This is a genomic window from Mycobacteroides chelonae (assembly GCF_016767715.1).
GTDB lineage: Bacteria > Actinomycetota > Actinomycetes > Mycobacteriales > Mycobacteriaceae > Mycobacterium > Mycobacterium gwanakae.
In genome coordinates this window covers 951,123-966,909 of the sequence record NZ_CP050145.1, presented here as the reverse complement: position 1 = coordinate 966,909, position 15,787 = coordinate 951,123, and the positions used below count along the sequence as shown (strand labels likewise).

The window sequence follows — 15,787 nt, the reverse complement described above, 5'->3', positions numbered from 1 at the left end:
CGCGATGGACATGACAGGTGGACAGAGAAATACTCACCGAACTCGTTGCCCGGGGTTCTCACCGGTGTCGTTTGAACTGCGAATCAGTCAGATCCTTGGCGGCGATGCACCGGCGAACGACACCTATTCAGGACCGAATGATCCGCGCTCGCCGGAAGCCTGTGAGAATCACCTGATGTTGCAGCCAACCGTCGTCGAGCAGATCACCGAGGATCTCGCCTATCGCATCGCCGCAGGCCTTCACCAGCCAGGCGAGCTGTTGCCATCGGTTCGACAGCTGGCAACCGAGCTGGGCGCTAGCACCGCAAGCGTGAACAGTGCGCTGGGCCGCTTGGCGTCGCTAGGGTTCGCCGACGGCCGCCGCGGCCTCGGATACGTGGTCCGCGATATCCGCCTATACGGCCGGATAGATACCTGGCGCTATGTTTTTCGGTTCGCCCGGAAAGTCCCTGAGCTGTCCGCCAGACTATTTGCCGATATGATCAATATCGACCACCTTCTCGTCGTGGATGCGCTCCGAACGTTCTCCGCTGCCACAGAGAATTACGACTCCGCTGTCGTGCTCCAGGCGGTGGATCAGATGGAACTATTGGTCAATAGTTCTCATGCATCCAGGACCGATATTATGACTGCTGAGTTGCACGTATTACGTTGTGTATTCGCCTCTTTGGATAAGCCTGCCGCACTGAGTGTGTTCAACAGTGTCGGGGAAGTCTTGATTACCGTGCCTGAAGCAGCTCAGGCGTTTTATAGCCCCGCAGATCCCGCGGCACATCTCCTTTTCATGCGCATGGTGCACACCGCCAAGGACAACGAAGTGGATATCTCTGCGCTGGACCTGTCCGTCGTCGAAGCTGGACTTCGCGACTATCACGACGGTGTCATCGCGGCGTTTAGGCAACACATTCGTACGCCGCCACAGCCCACAGACCACAGAGCCGACCAACGCCGCAATTTGCCCATCAACAACGCGCGTACCCGCTAGGAAGGCCTCCATGCCGTACTACCCCGAGATTGTTGACGCCTCCTCAGACCTCTACAGCACCGCGCCGATCATCCTGGAGGGCCGCGCCGAATTCGACGTCGAAGTTGGCAGGGTGTGGAACGAGGTCGAGGAATTTCAATGGATTCCCACGGTTACAGCCACATGGGAAACGACATCGCCGCACACACGCGGGTCGCGACGCCGCCTGACCTTGGGCCCCTTGCTGCTGAGCAACGAGTTCGTCACCCGGGTGGATCCGGGCCGAGAAATGTCGTTCTATATCGGCGAGATCCCGGTACCGGGCATGCGTGCCATCGCCGAGAGAATTACGCTGGAGAGACTCGGACCCGGACGCTGCGCGTTGACCTATCGGATCGCAGCGGCGCCCGTGATGTTTCCTCCAATCAGACTGAGGTTCATCACATTCCTTGTCGGACCGCTGTTCTCACTGGCACTCAAGAGACTGATCGGCCGGTCGCTAAACAAGCAGACACACAATGTCAAAGTCCCTATTTAACGACCATACTCGGGGTGCTCCGATGATTTTTCTACACCATTAGGTGGCCAGCTACACCAAGACCGTACAAACCTGTTCGCGTGAAGTAGACAGGGCGCCTTGGCTATTGGGGCGCATATGCAAGCGAAACTATGGTGGGGCGGCTTACATATTTACTCGCGGGGCGAGGCGTCTACCGGCGGCGGCAACGTTTTTTGGGTCGAGTTGATTGACGGTCCATGGCACCGTTGACCTCACGTTGGTAATAGTTCATCGAGTTGCCTCCCTGTGCGTACCACAGGCCTATCAGGACAGCCAGGAGTAGCACAACGACGGCGGCGACTGTTCCCGTCATTTGCTCGCCATCGGCGAGGGCGAGTTGGCCCGCGGCGTCCACGCCCGAGCGACGCCGCCCACCGCCGCGGTGACACATGACGCCTGCATACAGAATTCCACCATGAGAAATCCTTCCTTCGGCTAACTCAGCAGACTGTAATCAGCGCTGGGCCTTATTCTTCCGCCTATCCGATGCCACGCGTGCCGGACAACTCACGTCCTGGTTGAGGATGCGATACCAGGTGCGCGGCCTCGTAGCGGTAGTCATCTAGCGGGAACTTGCGGGTCTGCCGTCGGGCCTCAAAAAAGCCTTGGGGACGGATATATGTGCTGTCGCCCTGCGAGTTCCGGTAATAGGTAGGCGTGTGCCCGTTCAACTCACACAGGTAGTAGCGCGCGCCTTCGGCCTGTTGGTGCACCAGGCGGTGGTACTCGTCAGCCACTTCCTTGCGAACCTCACAGACGATAGCGCCGCGCTTCTTGGTCTCCTTGATCGCCCGCACCGCGTGGTCCGCCGTGACTTCGACGAAGGCGTGCCAACTGGTGCCACTCCACGAGTACGGGCCAACCAAGGTCCAGCGGTTCGGCAGGCCGGGCACCGACACGCTCTGGTACGCCTGCAGGCCCTCCTCGTTGTAGAACTTGGCCAGATCAAACCCGTTGCGACCCACAATCGTTCCGGGGACATAAGTTTCGGGATCGGAGAACACCTCGTACCCGGTGGCCAGGATCAGCACATCGAGCTTGTGCAGCACGCCATCCTGCGTCCTGATGCCGTCCGGGGTGATCTCCTCGATGCGTTCGGTGATCAGCGTGACGTTCTCACGGTTGTAGGCGGTGAGGTAGCCCGTGGACATGGTGGGCCGCTTTGCGAGTACACCGAAGTTGGGGCTCAGCTTCTCGGCTGTCGCGCGATCTTTGACAACAAACCGTACGTAACGGCGATACACGGCGATCATGGTCGCGTCGAACTTATTCGCAAGGTAGCGGAATCGGTCGATGGGTGTCTTGCTCACCAAACGCAATAGCAGGTCGACCACAACATAAGCAATACCGTTGATGCCGGCGGACACGCCCGGCACCGCCAGCAGGCGTTTCATGAACGTGGGAACGAGAAAGTCCGGCTTCGGGACCGACCATACGGGTGTGCGCTGGAAAACGGTGAGGGTGCCGACACTGGGCACGATCGCGGGAATAATCTGTACCGCGCTTGCCCCTGTACCGATAATGCCGACGGCCTTATCCGACATGTCGTACTCGTGATCCCAGTCGGTGGGCCGCTGAATCTTCCCAGCGAACGACTTCGCGCCGGGAATTCCCACATCTTCCTTAGGCCGTACAAACGAACCGATGGCACTGATCAGAAAGCGTGCCGTCACCACGGAGTCGTCGTCAAGATGGAGCACCCAGAACCGACCCTCGTCGTCCCACACCTCGCGTTCCACGGTGGTGTTGAAGCGGATGCGTTCGTACAAACCGTATTTGCGGGCGACATCGGCATGATACTGCTGTACCTCGGCCCCGTGTGCAAAAAACCGCGACCAGTTGGGATTGCGTTCGAACGAGTACTGGTACGTGGTGGATGGGACGTCTACGGCGATTCCGGGATAGTTATTCTGCTCCCAGCTGCCACCGACATCGGCGCCGCGTTCGATCATCACGAAGTACTCGATACCACTCATCCGCAGCTTCGCGCCCGCCGCGATCCCGCCAGGGCCGGCACCGATAATGGCGACCTCATACTGCGGAACACCTATGTCTGTAGTCATTTTCGTGCAATCTCCGATGTCTCGTAGTTGAGTCAATTGGTCGCGGTCGACAAGGTGGCGGTGCGGTGCTGGGCCCACTCGACAACCTCCCACGCCACCACGCCGACGATCCATACAATGGGGCTAAGCGCACCAGCGAACGCTCCAATGATTCCGTTCGCGCCATTGAGCGGACCGGAAAGTGTGAAAACTCCGGTGACAGTGCAGAGGTCGATCACGATGACCGCTACGCACAGTCGGCCGAACCAGCTTGGAAACAAATCTGTTTGCCGCGAGATCAAAAGGGCCGCGAGGGTGAACGGAATCCACACCGGTCCGAGCAGTGCCGCGGACACCGCCACGCAGACATGCAAGAGGTGAATGGTCGAGTCGGGAGCGTGCCCGGAAAGCAGTGTCGTGGAGGCGATGATGCCAGATTCGACGAAGAACAGGCCCAGCACCAGTACCTCACTGAATATGGCAGACCACGTATACACCCGGTTCCGGCTGGGGTCGGCTGCCCACAATGTGCTGATAAATGCGCCCGACCATACCGCCCCAACCAAAAACAGCAACGCCAAGAGTGCTGAAAGCAACCGCAACGGGATGTTGTACTTCCGATAGAACGCGACGGTGCCGACGACGTCCGAACCCTCCGGCAGCACAAAGGCGACGACGCAGAACGCCACGGCGGTACTCGCGATACCGATGGCCCATGCCAGCAGGTACCAGCGCCGGATGTTGGCGGGTTTGGTCAACGCCAAGGCGAGCCGGTCAAGACGTGATGTCGGTGGCGGCAGCGCGACGTCGCCCTGGTTCAGGGGCCGGGAATGAGCGGAGGCTTGCGACATTGAAAGGTTCCTCGTTTCCTTACGCGGGGGCACAGCCCTTCAGCAGATAGTGAACATATCTGGATAGCCCACTCATCGCAAGGGTTGACATCCACTTGGCGTAACGCAATGATGCGGATTGCATCTATATCCGAAACGGATGAACCTCGGGCAGCGATTCGCTTCCGAGATCTCAACCAAGACAGGAGTCACACCGTGGCAGCAAGGTCCAGAAATGGCGCGGAAAAAAAGCTTGCGCCTGAATTCGAGGCCATCGTCATCGGCGCGGGTGTCGGTGGCATAGCAAGTGGCTGCCAGTTGCGGCGGGCCGGCATCGATGACTTTATGATCCTGGAACGCCGCGATGACTTCAGCGGGACCTGGATTGCGAACACCTATCCCGGGGTCGCCCTGGATGTGCCGTCGACGTCGTATGAGTTCACCTTCGCCCCCAACGAGTGGTCACGAGCCTTCGCCGAGGGCGACGAGGTACGCGAATACCTGCAGCGGATTGCCCGGGAATACGGACTATACGAGCGTGTCCGCTTTGGTGTCTCGGTAGAACGCGAGATCTGGGACGACGAAAATGGCTACTGGACATTGCATCTCGCCGATGGTGAAACCATTACCGCACGGTACGTGCTGAACGCGACGGGCTTCTTCCTCGATCCCCGGTCGAGCTCGGGCATCCCCGACGTCGAAAAGTACACCGGCAAGGTGATGCTGTCCGCGGGCTGGGACCATTCCTATGACTACCAGGGTAAACGGGTTGCCGTGATCGGCACGGGAGCCAGCGCCATGCAGATCGTTCCGTCGATCGCCCCCGACGTCGCCCACCTGGATGTTTACCAACGCACAGCGACCTGGTGTGGCCCCAAACCCGACTTCGCATTCGGACCGATCGGGCGTCGGCTCATGCGCTCGCAACGCTTCCACACCCTGGCTTATATGGCCAACTGGTATCTGTTCCAGGCAGTGGTGGTCGCTGCCGAAAAGCTTCCGAAGCGCACTGTCATGGCGCTGGTCATCGGATTTGAGAACATCCTGCGTGCCGCCTATCGCCTGTATCTACGCACCCAAGTGAACGATCCGCAGGCGCGCCGCGCCCTTGTGCCGCGCCATGGGCTGATGGCCAACATGCCGACCTTTGGCAGAGGCTTTCTGCGAACTTTCAGCCGCGACAACGGGGCCTTGATCACGACCCCTATCGAACGGTTTACCCAGGCCGGCATCCGCACCTCCGACGGCACCGAACGCGCGTACGACATGATTGTCCTAGCCACCGGGTTCAACGTCGCCTCGGATCCCGAATCCTTCCCTGTCGGCTCAGTCACCGGCCGGGACGGCTTTGATCTGGGCGAGTTCTACCGCGAGAACGGGATGCAGGCCTATGCCGGAGTGACGATCCCTAGGATGCCGAACCGCTGGTTCCTCTATGGCCCCTACGGCTGGAATGGCGTTACGTGGGTCAGCATGATGGAAAAGTCCGCGCTGCACGTGGCACGGGTCATCACAGCGGCCAGTGCCCGAGGCGCACACGTTGTCGAAGTAACCCAGGACGCGCATGACACCTGGCACGAGGCAATGGTGACCAGTCCCGCCACTTTGATCGCCCAGGAATATCTGGTCGACCACCAATTTAAGCGGCACAACGTACGGAGCTACTTCTTCAACGAACGCGGCGAGGCTCCGATCCTGCGCCCCTCGCAAGGATTCCGCAACTCCCTGTGGGACCACAGCGACCGGTTCGACCCAACGGCGGACTACACATTCCGGGCCGTCACGCAGGCCGCGACGGGCGAGCCCGCCCATAACGGCAAGCCCGCGCACCCGGAATCCACCAAAGTTGCAGTGGCCGAATAAAAATCGACCGCCGTCGTAGCTATAGACCCACAGAAACAACAGGATTGGATGAACCAATGGTGAGACTTCCATTTATCGGGCCGGTGGCCAAGAAACAAGGGCGCATCGTCGTGGTTACCGGTGCCGGCAGCGGCATCGGTCGCGCCATCGCACTCCGGCAGGCCGCCGCAGGGGATATCGTCATAGCAACCGATATCGATCTAGCGGCTGCGGAGGAGACCGTGGCGCTGGCCAAGGGTGCCTGCTGTGCTTTCGCACTTGACGTCCGTGATCCCGCGCAGTGGGAAGAAATCACAGACACCATCGTGGAACGATTCGGTGTCCCCGATATCCTGGTCAACAACGCGGGCATCGCCATCGGCGGTGCGTTCATGTCCCAAACACCGCAGGACTGGGAAAAAATCATGGGGATCAATGTCTTTGGTGTAGTGCACGGCTGCAAGACCGTCGGCTCCAAGATGGTGGACAGCGGAAAACCCGGGCATATCGTCGTGATCGTGTCCGGGGCCGCGTGGACTCCGAACCGGGTGGCACCGTCCTATTCGACGTCGAAGGCCGCCGCGTTGATGATCACCGAATCGTTACGGACCGAACTGGCGCCGAAAAACATCGGGGTCAGCGCGATATGTCCCGGCGCCACCCGCACTCAGCTCGGCGCCCACGCCACCCTCATCACCTCCGCTGGGACCAGCACCGAACAGACCCGCGCCGATTTCGTCAACATTCAGGATCGGTTCGCCTTCGCATCCCCCGATCGCGTGGCACGCGCTGTTCAGCGCGCCATCCGATTCAACCTCGCCATCGTGCCGGTGAACTTCGACGCGACCTTGGCATGGATACTGCATCGCATCTCCCCCGCTCTCATGCGGACGATATGCAAGATACCCACCATGAAACTGGCCGAGGACGCCGCACGCACCGCCGTCCAGCGACTCCCGTCCGCCGTCGCCTTCCACTCGCAGAAGAGCACCCCCGCGACAACGGAGTAGCGGAGTTGCCCAGGTAAACGCGACACATACGAATGTGGAGGATCTGATGGCTTCGCCCGATAACGTCCCATCCCCCGTGATATCCGTGGAGTTGCCCCGCCGTGCCAGTCGGCGACTGCGCCTAGCGCACGTTCTACTCGGACTCACCGTACGCCCGCTGGGCGACCTCGCGGTATGGACCCAACGCCATCGTCTGCTGCCGAAGGCTTTGGCACTGTGGGTGACCACCCGGGCTGACCGGCTGCTGATCGTATTGCCACCACCGCGTGGAACCAAGCTGCAGCGCAACGATTTTCCCGATTTTCGTGCCGAGTGGGTATGGGACCCCGCCGTCGCGAACGCCCCGGAAGCCGCGACCGGTGCGGTGCTGTACTTTCACGGGGGCGCACTACTGAGTTGCGGGCTCAACAGCCACCGCCGCATCGTCGCGCGCATGTCGACTGCGACGGGGTTGCCCGTCTACAACGTCGAGTACCGACAAATTCCCGAGGCCCACATAACTCAGACTGTCGACGATTGTGTGCGCGCCTACCGGCGCCTACTCGAGATCGGGATCTCACCGGATCGCATTGTGTTAGCCGGCGATTCGGCCGGTGGCGGATTGGTCTTCAGTACCGCGCTGGCCATCCGGGACCGCGCACTGCCCACCCCCGCCGCCCTGGTGACCATAGCGCCCTTCGCCAACTACGACAGCACCGCCCGCCTGCAGCACCCCAACAACAAGATCGATCCGGCGCTTTCCGCAGGTGTCCTGGCGCTACCGGTCACCTGGGGCATGCAGGTAAACGGCAGGCTCAACCCGACCTGGTCTCCGGTCAATCACGATTTCAAGGGATTGCCGCCGACGTTAATCCAGGTGGGATCCACCGAGGTACTCCTCGCCGACGCCTACGAGGTGGCCGCGCGGTGCGTCGAGGCGGGCGTGCCCCTTCGGTTTCAACTCTGGGACCACGCACTGCATGTCTTTCATGCCGGTGCCGATGTACTTCCCGATGCGCGGCAGGCATTTTCGGAAATTGGAAAGTTTGTCCGAGAGGTCTTGGGAGAGGCGCAATGCGCCGACAGCACCACGACACTCACCATTGTGGGAACAACACCGGCATGAACGCCGTTGAGGCTCCCTCGAAATACGCATTCGTCCACAATGGCAACACAGTCATCTACACCCGCGCTGGGGCCGGACCGCCGATTCTCTTCCTGCACAATGGCGGTTCTAGCAAGGAGATCTGGACCGAGCAGACCAGGGCGCTGGCAGGGCGCTATGAGGTTATCTGCATGGACCTGCTCGGGTTCGGCGAATCTGACATGCCGCAGACCGGCTACGCCATTGGCGATTATGTAAAGCTGTTGTCTGCCTTCATCACGCATCTGGATGTCGGCCCTATCGCAGTCGTTGGGAACTGCATGGGCAGCGCGATGACGCTGCTGCTGGCGCAACGTCGGCCGGAGATCTTTCGCGCGCTGGTCATGATCAACCCGTTGACTGCCAACACTGCCCGCGGAGGTGTCGTCGGATGGGCATTCCCTTTCACCACGCACCTGCCGCGCTTGTCGATGTTGGTGGCCCGTAGGCTCCGTGTCCCCAAGTATCTGTCCCGGTACATCATCGCTGGGCAGTACGGTCCGCGCGGATGGCGCCGCGGACTACTCAAGGCCCTGCCCGGCGCGATCACCGCAGGAGCCACCTGGACCACGCGGGGTCGCCTCGCATCGATGGCCGAGATGTTCGCGGACCTCACCGACTTCGAGGCCATCGACCACATGCGGCCGGGCCCGAACTTCCCACCACTGGCGGTGGTGTGGGGCAACGCCAACCTGGGTCTGTCGCCGCGCGCGGGACGCACCTTGAACCAGACGCTGCAGCCCGACCGAGCCGAGTTTCTGCCGGGCTGCGGACACCTTCCCATGATGGAGAATCCGGCCGCGGTCACCGCCATCATCGATGAATTCATCACCGATCCCCGATCCATCGGTGCGGTAGCCGCGAATTTCCAGCCCGAACGAGCATCCTAAACTTTCCTCAGCGCAATTCGACGACTTGACCTCGGCAGAGCAGGCTGGCAGACGCGTTGCACGCAAGACGGATCCCTACCGCACCGGTACCGGCCGGTCAAATCTGGCGCCTTCGCCAGAGCCTCCCCCTTCGAATCTGTTACGACGTCTGACGTCGAGCAATGTCGGGGTCTGCGGCGACGACTAGTCAATACTGCTCCTTTGCGTGGCTTCAGGTATTAGGCGAGCTGAAGCTGGCGGCGAGCAGGCGGTCCGGGTCGTATACCGCCCCGATATCGTCTGCGAACCGGGAAACTGAGCCCGTCACCAACGAAATAAGATGGTCGATGAATTCCGCGTGGGGCATGGTGCGCTCAGCGCCTACGTCTGAACCGAGCCACCAGTCGCACACACCGCCGCACGCAGACAACAGGGCATAGAGATGGAACTCGGCCTTCGCCATGTCCACCGTCGTCTTGGGCGCCCATACCTGAAGCATCGCAACGATTTTCGCTGCCGACTTACTAACGTCGGCCTGTGGACGGTCGTCCACGTCCGACCGATGAGAAAATTGACCGCGCAGGACAAACCGGATAACTGCGGGGTTCGCGTCCACATAGCTGACCATCTCGGATAAAACCATGCGCGTCAGCTCCGCTACAGGGGCGAGCAGCAACGCCGGGGCCGATGGCACACGCGCCGACAGATCATCCCGAACCTTGTCCACGATCGCCCAAAACAGATCTGACTTGCCGTCGAAGAACCTATAGAACGTCGGCTTTGCGATATCTAGTTCGGATACAACATCATTCAGAGTTAGGTCCGGCCCCAGCCTCGTGCCCATTGCTTCCATCGTGCGATCCACTATCGCTGCACGGCCTTGTTCTCGGCGGCCCCGCCGACGCACAGTACGCATATCAGTCCTTAATGGACGCACGCCCTGCACAGGCCCACGCGATGCTGTGCGCCACCGTGGCCAATCACCGGGCACCAATGAAGTTCGTCATTGAAGGCCCCGCTCAGCGGGTTGCGCCAATCATCCACATATCTATGATATTCGGATAGCGATAAACTTGCAAGCGGTTCAGCGGTAAGAGAGTGCACTTCATCGTCATGGAAAGTGCTCGCTAACAGTCTAAATACGCCTAGAAATTTTTAACCATTCCAGAATGTATAACTATCTCAATGGTATCGATATTCAAACTTATTGCCAGGAGGCTTCGCTGTATGCAGCGAAGCTCGCCCGTACGACGCTCTCCGCCAAACGGGCTTGCTAGCGAAGTCGGAAGCGCAGGAAATTCCCAAGACCCCTGCGCTTCCAGTCCAACACCATCCTCGGGGTGGGGAGCCAGAAGGGGTCAATCGTGGATAAGCCCAGTTTCGTCGGGCGGGTGAACCCGTAGCGGGCCCTGTTTCGCAATAACGTCAGTACGGGAAACACGGGCTGGTAGTCGTAGTCGTGTCGGCCGACGGCCACGGACTCGTTGATGAAGTTCGCCATCTCGAGCGGGGACCGAGTGATCCCCCTGATCTCAGGATGCGCCGCCCGCCATTGGCCGGCGGCCTCTTCCGAGGCAAAGAAGCTGTTGTAGTCGCACCAGCTGACGACGCGCCGAGGGGCCTCGCGGAGGGGATATCCCAGGTGTACCCGCAGCGTTTCCGGCTCGAAGTCGATCAGGACTCCGTCGCGGCCGGTCAGCCGCACAGGCTGCTTGGTCTGCCTGCACACGGAGGTCACCACCACCTCCTGGCCGGGAAACTGGCCCGATATCGCGCAGGCCTCTACCGCGCATTCGGCAAACCACTGCTCGACGCCGTTGACGGCTATTCGATAGTGATTCTCGAATGCCGCGAACGGTCTCGCATAGACGATCTCCCCGAGCGGCGGCTGCGGTTTCGGCAGCGGCTCGTCCTGAAATAGCCGGCTATCTGCATGTTCGTCGTCCTGCACGGCAAGACAGATCGCTCCTTCGAGACGGCGCAGATCTGCTGCCAGCTCTGCACCGGACAACCCGAACTCGTCCCGTAAGTCAGCCATCGTGGGCACGGATCCGTCGCTTCGAACTTGATCCATGATGCGTTTCCGTATCGCCCGCGCGCTATCAGGAAGTGTGGCCATCTGTGTCATCCCCTGTGGTCTATCGCTACGGCACACCGCAGTGCCTGACTGCCGATCATAATACGATCAGTGATCGTATTACAAATAGTCCCGGAGCGGGCCAGCAGTCACATTGCACGCCGCACCGCGGCAAAACTCCCCCGCGCGACACACCACAACCCGGCTGACGCCCGCCAGTAGCTTGTAGGGTTGCTGCCACTGGCGGCACTCACGATCTATTTGACTAGGTTCGGACTTCAATCAAATCGGCGCAGAAAGGGAGGTGTGCGACGGTGGCCCTTTCCCCCGACGGCGAGACCGAGCGGCCATTGAGCCGCCGCGAGACACGCCGGGCTGAGACGATTGAGGACATCAAACGGATAGCTCGGAAACAGTTGTCGGAGAATGGAACCGGTGGCATCTCGCTTCGTGCGATCACCCGCGAGATGCGCATGTCGTCGGCGGCGATTTTCAACTACTTTCCCAGCCAGTCGGATCTGATCACCACGCTATGTGTCGACGCCTATGAATCGGCCGCCCGCGCGCTTGATGAGGCGGTGCGCACCGCAGGCGATGACCCGGTTCGGCAGATCTGGGCGGCTTTCCACGCCGCGCGATCGTGGGCCCTGGCCGCGCCGGCAGAGTTCGCACTGATTGCCGGAACCCCCATTCCCGGGCATGCCGTCCAGTCCGGCGAGACGGGAGAGGCCGCAGGCAGGACCGCTCAGATCGTCGGTGCTCTGTATCTGGCCGCGGTCATGGCCGGTGACGCCGATCCCGGCGCCACCGGCGCCCCGGCCCTTGAGCCGGGCCCGCTATTAAGTGAATTACTCGGAGCCCCCGACCTGCCGGCCACGCCGATCTACGGGATCGTGATGAATGCCTGCGCCTCCGCCAACGGAGCCGTCGCCGCCGAGGTCTTCGGGAGTCTGACCGGCCTGATCTCCGATACCGACCGCCTCTACGACGGCCAGGTCCTCGCCGTGATGCGCGGCATGGGCTTCACTGATAGCGCATTGCAGCGCTGCACCTCCTAACGCTTCTTCTCGAAAATCCACCGCGGTCAGGCCTTGACTTCGCCTCAATACTATGAATACTGATCAAAGTATTACTAGTGATCACTTTGTGATGCGCGGCTTACCGGGCGCGCACGCCGTAACTGCACGAAGCCCTGAGACGGGAGCGCCGGTGAACCAGCACATATCCACGCCCGACTCCAGTCCGATGACTTGCGCAGCCGAATTGCTTGTGTACACCAGCCGCTCCTGCCCGCACTGTGTTCGGCTCAAACACAAACTCCGGCGCACAGGTCTGGTCTGGCATGAGATTGACATCGAAAATGACAGTGCTGCAGCAGATTACGTGCGAGGCGTCAACAACGGCAACCAGACCGTTCCTACTGTCGTCTTCAGTGACGGCACCATCGCCACCAATCCTTCGCTCGAGCAAGTACTAGCCATCGCAGCACAAGCACGTTGCCATTCATCCAGTGTCAATGATGTTGGAGGACAGCAGATGTATCCGTCGGACTTGTGCGTAACGAACTCGACGTTCGTGGATGACCTGGCCACGATGCTGCTGCCGTGGGTGATGCGGCTGACGGCGGCGGGCCACCTCGTAGTCTGGACTCTCGTACTGGCACTCTCGGCCACGGGAACCGTGCACAAAGTGCCACATTGGTTGTTCCGCATGACGGTATGGGGAAGCCACAGTGCCGATGCCGTCCAGGTCATGTTGGCGTGTGTTTACCTCGCCTGGGCGGTGTTCTTGTGGATTGCGGCCCGGAACCCGGCCGGAAATCGGCTCTTCATCGACTTCTCCATCGCTGCGAACCTGGCTCACTTCGGCGGGATGGGTGTCATGGCTGTCTATATGCACGGGGAACACCACCACATGTACGGCGATGTGCTGGCGGGACTGCTCGCGGTGGCGCCTCTGGCGGCCGTATGGCTACCGGTCCGCCGGCACTTGCCACCCGGCCTCAGCGCTCAACCCGCATTAACGATCCAACCGAACGAGAGGAAGACATAACATGTTTGAAGGCGAAGCAAGCATTGATATCCGGGCCTCGGCCGAGGCCGTCTACGACATCGTGGCCGATGTGTCGAACACGGGCAAACTCAGCCCGGAGGCGCGAAAAGTGCAGTGGATCAACAAACCCGAAGGGACGCTCGTGGGCGCCCGCTTCCGTGGCCGCAACCGCTCGCGCGGGGTCATCTGGGGAAGAACCGGCACCGTCACCCGCGCTGACCGCGGACGGGTGTTCACTTTCGTCATCGAGCCGGGCCGCGGCATGTACAACGACTCCACAACATGGCAGTACGATTTTGAACCCCTCAACGATAACAGTGTGCGAGTCACCGAAAGCTTCATATTCCACGGACCGCGCTGGCTCGAACTCATCTGGATAGGGCTCGGACGCCCAAAGGAAGTACGTAAGGGCTTGCGCATCACTCTCGACAATCTCAAACGAGTCGCCGAAGCCCACTGAACCGAACAACGGCCCCTTCCCAGCGAGTACAAGCCCTTCGATCTACCGGCCACCACTGTCGTCATCTCGGCGATCTCCGCACACGATGGGCGTTCAACAAGCTCGGTGTTACCGTCTGTGCGGTCGAAGCCACGACCGCACAAGAATCACTCCGACGTTTCATCCGCGACCAGTCCGCCCGTTCGCGGAGCTACTTATTGCAGGTCACGGAAACTTGGTTGCCTGCGTTCGTGGGTGGGTCACGAGCGATTAGGAATCGTTGTCTGCCAATGCTTTCCGTACGTTGTCGACGAGCGCGTCCTCCAACGATCTGACGGTGCCGAAACCACGCTCGCGAAAAGCATCCCACTCGGGTTTGAGCAGGCCCCGCTTGGACTCAACCGTACCGCCGAACCAAAGGATTTCCCACGTCTGCGCATCGAACTCGGGCCAGCCGGGCACCGGGGAGCCGTCGGCGATGAACGACGCGTACAACTCACCCATCCGCGTGCTGATCCGTCGAAGCTCATCACGGTCAACGCCGTCGAAGGCGGGCCACATCGCCAGGTCGTTTTCAGAGAGATTGCGAAAGAGGAACGGGATGTCCCCCGTATGCACAGCCCTTAGTCTTCCTCCGAAACCGGGCAACTCGTAGGAGAATTGAAACAAATGAACCGGTATCTTTTGTGCACTGAGGTTCTGTGCGATCGCCAGCGAGGCTAGCTTGAAGAACTCGAAAGACATCATGTCTGAAAGCAGCAGTCCGGGCGAGTGACCCGGGTACAGCTCGGCGTACCGCTGGTAGAGCCGAGCAGCTCCGTCGGCGCCGTACACCTGGTCTAGAACTCGTAGAACATCCTGCTCGGACCCGTGTTGAACCGTTTCGGAGTGACCGCGGAAGAACTGCCATTCGTCCTTCGCGAAGCCGATGGCCACCTCCAAATCAGGTTTGGCGATCACGTCTTCCGACAGATGGATCGCCGGGGCTCGGGGCACCCAGTTCCCGTCGGTCACCGCACCCAGAGGGCGCCAGGCGACATGTAGATCTGCAGGGAATTTCCTTGCCAGCACATTCTGCGCTGCCAGAAGCTGGTCGCAGTCGATGCTCTGCAGGCTGGCGATGTCATCAATCTTCAGCAAGTCCAGATACATCCGCGCTGTGGCGATGGCCTCTGGCTGCTGTTGCGTGCACCACGGGTTAAACGGTGAGAGCGATTGCAGTACCGCGCGCCGAAAATAGGGATGGGCATCGGGGTTGGTCAGCAGATGTGAAACCGCCGTCGCTCCCGCAGACTCTCCGCCGATGGTGATGTTGCTCGAGTCGCCGCCGAATGCCGTGATGTTCTCATGCGTCCAGCGCAATGCGGCGAATTGGTCTTGCACGCCAAGGTTCACAGCATCAGCGATGTCTGCGCTGAGGAGCCCAAAATGGACCCAACCCAGAGCACCCAGGCGGTAATTCGGCCTAACCACGATCATGTTTGCCTCGCGCGCGAGATTCGCGCCCCGCTCCAGTCTGAAAGACCCTGAGCTGGTCGCATTCGCTCCGCCGTGGTAGTAGACGTACACGGGCAATTCCTGCCGCGGCAAGCTCTCAGGCACCCAGATATCGAGGTAGAGGCAGTCTTCTGAAACGTCGTCGTGGCGGTAGGTCTCGTTGACATAGCTTGGCCAGGCAAAGATGCCCGGCACGCCCGGATCGATATCGCGGATGATGCGTTCAATCTTCGCCTGGTTGCCTGGGTTGGCCTGGTATGAGGCGGGCCCGGCGACGCGCGCGTCGCGCACTCCGCGCCATGGGGTGACTGGCTGCGGCGGCCGGAACCTCAGCTGGCCAGCCGGGGGCTGGGCGAACGGAATGCCCCGGTAAACAATGACGCCATCTTCGCGAACTCCTTGAAGCAATCCGCTCGTGGTTTGGACAATCGTGTCTGTGGTTGTCATTCGGCGTCCTCATGTATGTAGTCGGCTAACCTCATG

The 15,787-nt window shown here is 60.6% G+C and carries 14 protein-coding genes; 9 read left to right on the top strand and 5 right to left on the bottom strand.

Annotated elements, in window-relative coordinates:
- Nucleotides 1-64: 64 nt before the first annotated feature.
- Nucleotides 65-985, top strand: coding sequence for a winged helix-turn-helix domain-containing protein (locus tag HBA99_RS04735; RefSeq protein WP_070951491.1), 921 nt, complete (start codon nucleotides 65-67; stop codon nucleotides 983-985).
- Between the two features lie 10 nt (nucleotides 986-995).
- The gene (locus HBA99_RS04730; protein ID WP_070926158.1) at nucleotides 996-1,502 is read left to right on the top strand and encodes an SRPBCC family protein; all 507 of its coding nucleotides are present in this window, start codon (nucleotides 996-998) and stop codon (nucleotides 1,500-1,502) included.
- A 500-nt stretch (nucleotides 1,503-2,002) separates the two neighbouring features.
- Here the strand turns inward: HBA99_RS04730 and HBA99_RS04725 are convergent, their stop codons facing one another.
- Both HBA99_RS04725 and HBA99_RS04720 read right to left on the bottom strand, forming a co-directional pair.
- The gene (locus HBA99_RS04725) at nucleotides 2,003-3,586 is read right to left on the bottom strand and encodes a flavin-containing monooxygenase (RefSeq protein WP_070951492.1); all 1,584 of its coding nucleotides are present in this window, start codon (nucleotides 3,584-3,586) and stop codon (nucleotides 2,003-2,005) included.
- Nucleotides 3,587-3,618: 32 nt separating this feature from the next.
- On the bottom strand, nucleotides 3,619-4,416 hold the full coding sequence (locus HBA99_RS04720) for a hypothetical protein (RefSeq protein WP_070926162.1): 798 nt from the start codon (nucleotides 4,414-4,416) through the stop codon (nucleotides 3,619-3,621).
- 195 nt (nucleotides 4,417-4,611) lie between these two features.
- On the opposite strand from HBA99_RS04720, the gene HBA99_RS04715 reads away from it, so the two are divergent.
- From HBA99_RS04715 to HBA99_RS04700, 4 genes are read left to right on the top strand one after another with little or no spacing between them, the layout of a single operon-like run.
- Nucleotides 4,612-6,258: a flavin-containing monooxygenase gene (locus HBA99_RS04715; protein WP_165615231.1), complete on the top strand. Its 1,647-nt coding sequence runs from the start codon at nucleotides 4,612-4,614 to the stop codon at nucleotides 6,256-6,258.
- A gap of 56 nt (nucleotides 6,259-6,314) precedes the next feature.
- Nucleotides 6,315-7,247 (top strand): SDR family NAD(P)-dependent oxidoreductase, encoded by a 933-nt coding sequence (locus HBA99_RS04710; RefSeq protein WP_070926166.1) that lies wholly within the window; start codon nucleotides 6,315-6,317, stop codon nucleotides 7,245-7,247.
- Nucleotides 7,248-7,293: 46 nt separating this feature from the next.
- Nucleotides 7,294-8,352, top strand: coding sequence for an alpha/beta hydrolase (locus HBA99_RS04705; protein WP_070926608.1), 1,059 nt, complete (start codon nucleotides 7,294-7,296; stop codon nucleotides 8,350-8,352).
- On the top strand, nucleotides 8,349-9,260 hold the full coding sequence (locus HBA99_RS04700) for an alpha/beta fold hydrolase (protein WP_070951494.1): 912 nt from the start codon (nucleotides 8,349-8,351) through the stop codon (nucleotides 9,258-9,260). The genes HBA99_RS04705 and HBA99_RS04700 overlap by 4 nt, the downstream gene beginning before the upstream one ends.
- Nucleotides 9,261-9,471: 211 nt before the next feature.
- Here the strand turns inward: HBA99_RS04700 and HBA99_RS04695 are convergent, their stop codons facing one another.
- Entirely contained in the window at nucleotides 9,472-10,104 is a 633-nt protein-coding gene (locus HBA99_RS04695) for a TetR/AcrR family transcriptional regulator (protein WP_199253005.1), read from the bottom strand.
- 408 nt (nucleotides 10,105-10,512) lie between these two features.
- Nucleotides 10,513-11,358, bottom strand: a complete 846-nt coding sequence (gene merB / locus HBA99_RS04690; RefSeq protein WP_070952335.1) for an alkylmercury lyase family protein — start codon at nucleotides 11,356-11,358, stop codon at nucleotides 10,513-10,515.
- Nucleotides 11,359-11,630: 272 nt separating this feature from the next.
- Here merB and HBA99_RS04685 point away from each other — a divergent pair, with 272 nt between their 5' ends.
- The 3 genes from HBA99_RS04685 to HBA99_RS04675 are packed head-to-tail and all read left to right on the top strand — an operon-like array spanning nucleotide 11,631 to nucleotide 13,828.
- Nucleotides 11,631-12,374: a TetR/AcrR family transcriptional regulator gene (locus tag HBA99_RS04685; RefSeq protein ID WP_070951495.1), complete on the top strand. Its 744-nt coding sequence runs from the start codon at nucleotides 11,631-11,633 to the stop codon at nucleotides 12,372-12,374.
- A gap of 52 nt (nucleotides 12,375-12,426) precedes the next feature.
- The gene (locus HBA99_RS24980) at nucleotides 12,427-13,368 is read left to right on the top strand and encodes a glutaredoxin domain-containing protein (protein WP_338095147.1); all 942 of its coding nucleotides are present in this window, start codon (nucleotides 12,427-12,429) and stop codon (nucleotides 13,366-13,368) included.
- 1 nt (nucleotide 13,369) lies between these two features.
- Nucleotides 13,370-13,828 (top strand): SRPBCC family protein, encoded by a 459-nt coding sequence (locus HBA99_RS04675; protein WP_070951497.1) that lies wholly within the window; start codon nucleotides 13,370-13,372, stop codon nucleotides 13,826-13,828.
- Between the two features lie 249 nt (nucleotides 13,829-14,077).
- Here HBA99_RS04675 and HBA99_RS04670 read toward each other — a convergent pair whose 3' ends face one another.
- Entirely contained in the window at nucleotides 14,078-15,751 is a 1,674-nt protein-coding gene (locus tag HBA99_RS04670; RefSeq protein ID WP_070951498.1) for a carboxylesterase/lipase family protein, read from the bottom strand.
- Nucleotides 15,752-15,787: the final 36 nt, after the last annotated feature.

Excerpts from the sequence above, each read along its gene's own strand:
- HBA99_RS04670 (WP_070951498.1), bottom strand. The coding sequence starts at position 15,751 with ATGACAACCACAGACACGATTGTCCAAACCACGAGCGGATTGCTTCAA.
- HBA99_RS04675 (WP_070951497.1), top strand. The coding sequence starts at position 13,370 with ATGTTTGAAGGCGAAGCAAGCATTGATATCCGGGCCTCGGCCGAGGCC.
- HBA99_RS04710 (WP_070926166.1), top strand. The coding sequence starts at position 6,315 with ATGGTGAGACTTCCATTTATCGGGCCGGTGGCCAAGAAACAAGGGCGC.
- HBA99_RS04725 (WP_070951492.1), bottom strand. The coding sequence starts at position 3,586 with ATGACTACAGACATAGGTGTTCCGCAGTATGAGGTCGCCATTATCGGT.
- merB (WP_070952335.1), bottom strand. The coding sequence starts at position 11,358 with ATGGCCACACTTCCTGATAGCGCGCGGGCGATACGGAAACGCATCATG.
- HBA99_RS04730 (WP_070926158.1), top strand. The coding sequence starts at position 996 with ATGCCGTACTACCCCGAGATTGTTGACGCCTCCTCAGACCTCTACAGC.
- HBA99_RS04720 (WP_070926162.1), bottom strand. The coding sequence starts at position 4,416 with ATGTCGCAAGCCTCCGCTCATTCCCGGCCCCTGAACCAGGGCGACGTC.
- HBA99_RS04705 (WP_070926608.1), top strand. The coding sequence starts at position 7,294 with ATGGCTTCGCCCGATAACGTCCCATCCCCCGTGATATCCGTGGAGTTG.
- HBA99_RS24980 (WP_338095147.1), top strand. The coding sequence starts at position 12,427 with ATGAATACTGATCAAAGTATTACTAGTGATCACTTTGTGATGCGCGGC.
- HBA99_RS04700 (WP_070951494.1), top strand. The coding sequence starts at position 8,349 with ATGAACGCCGTTGAGGCTCCCTCGAAATACGCATTCGTCCACAATGGC.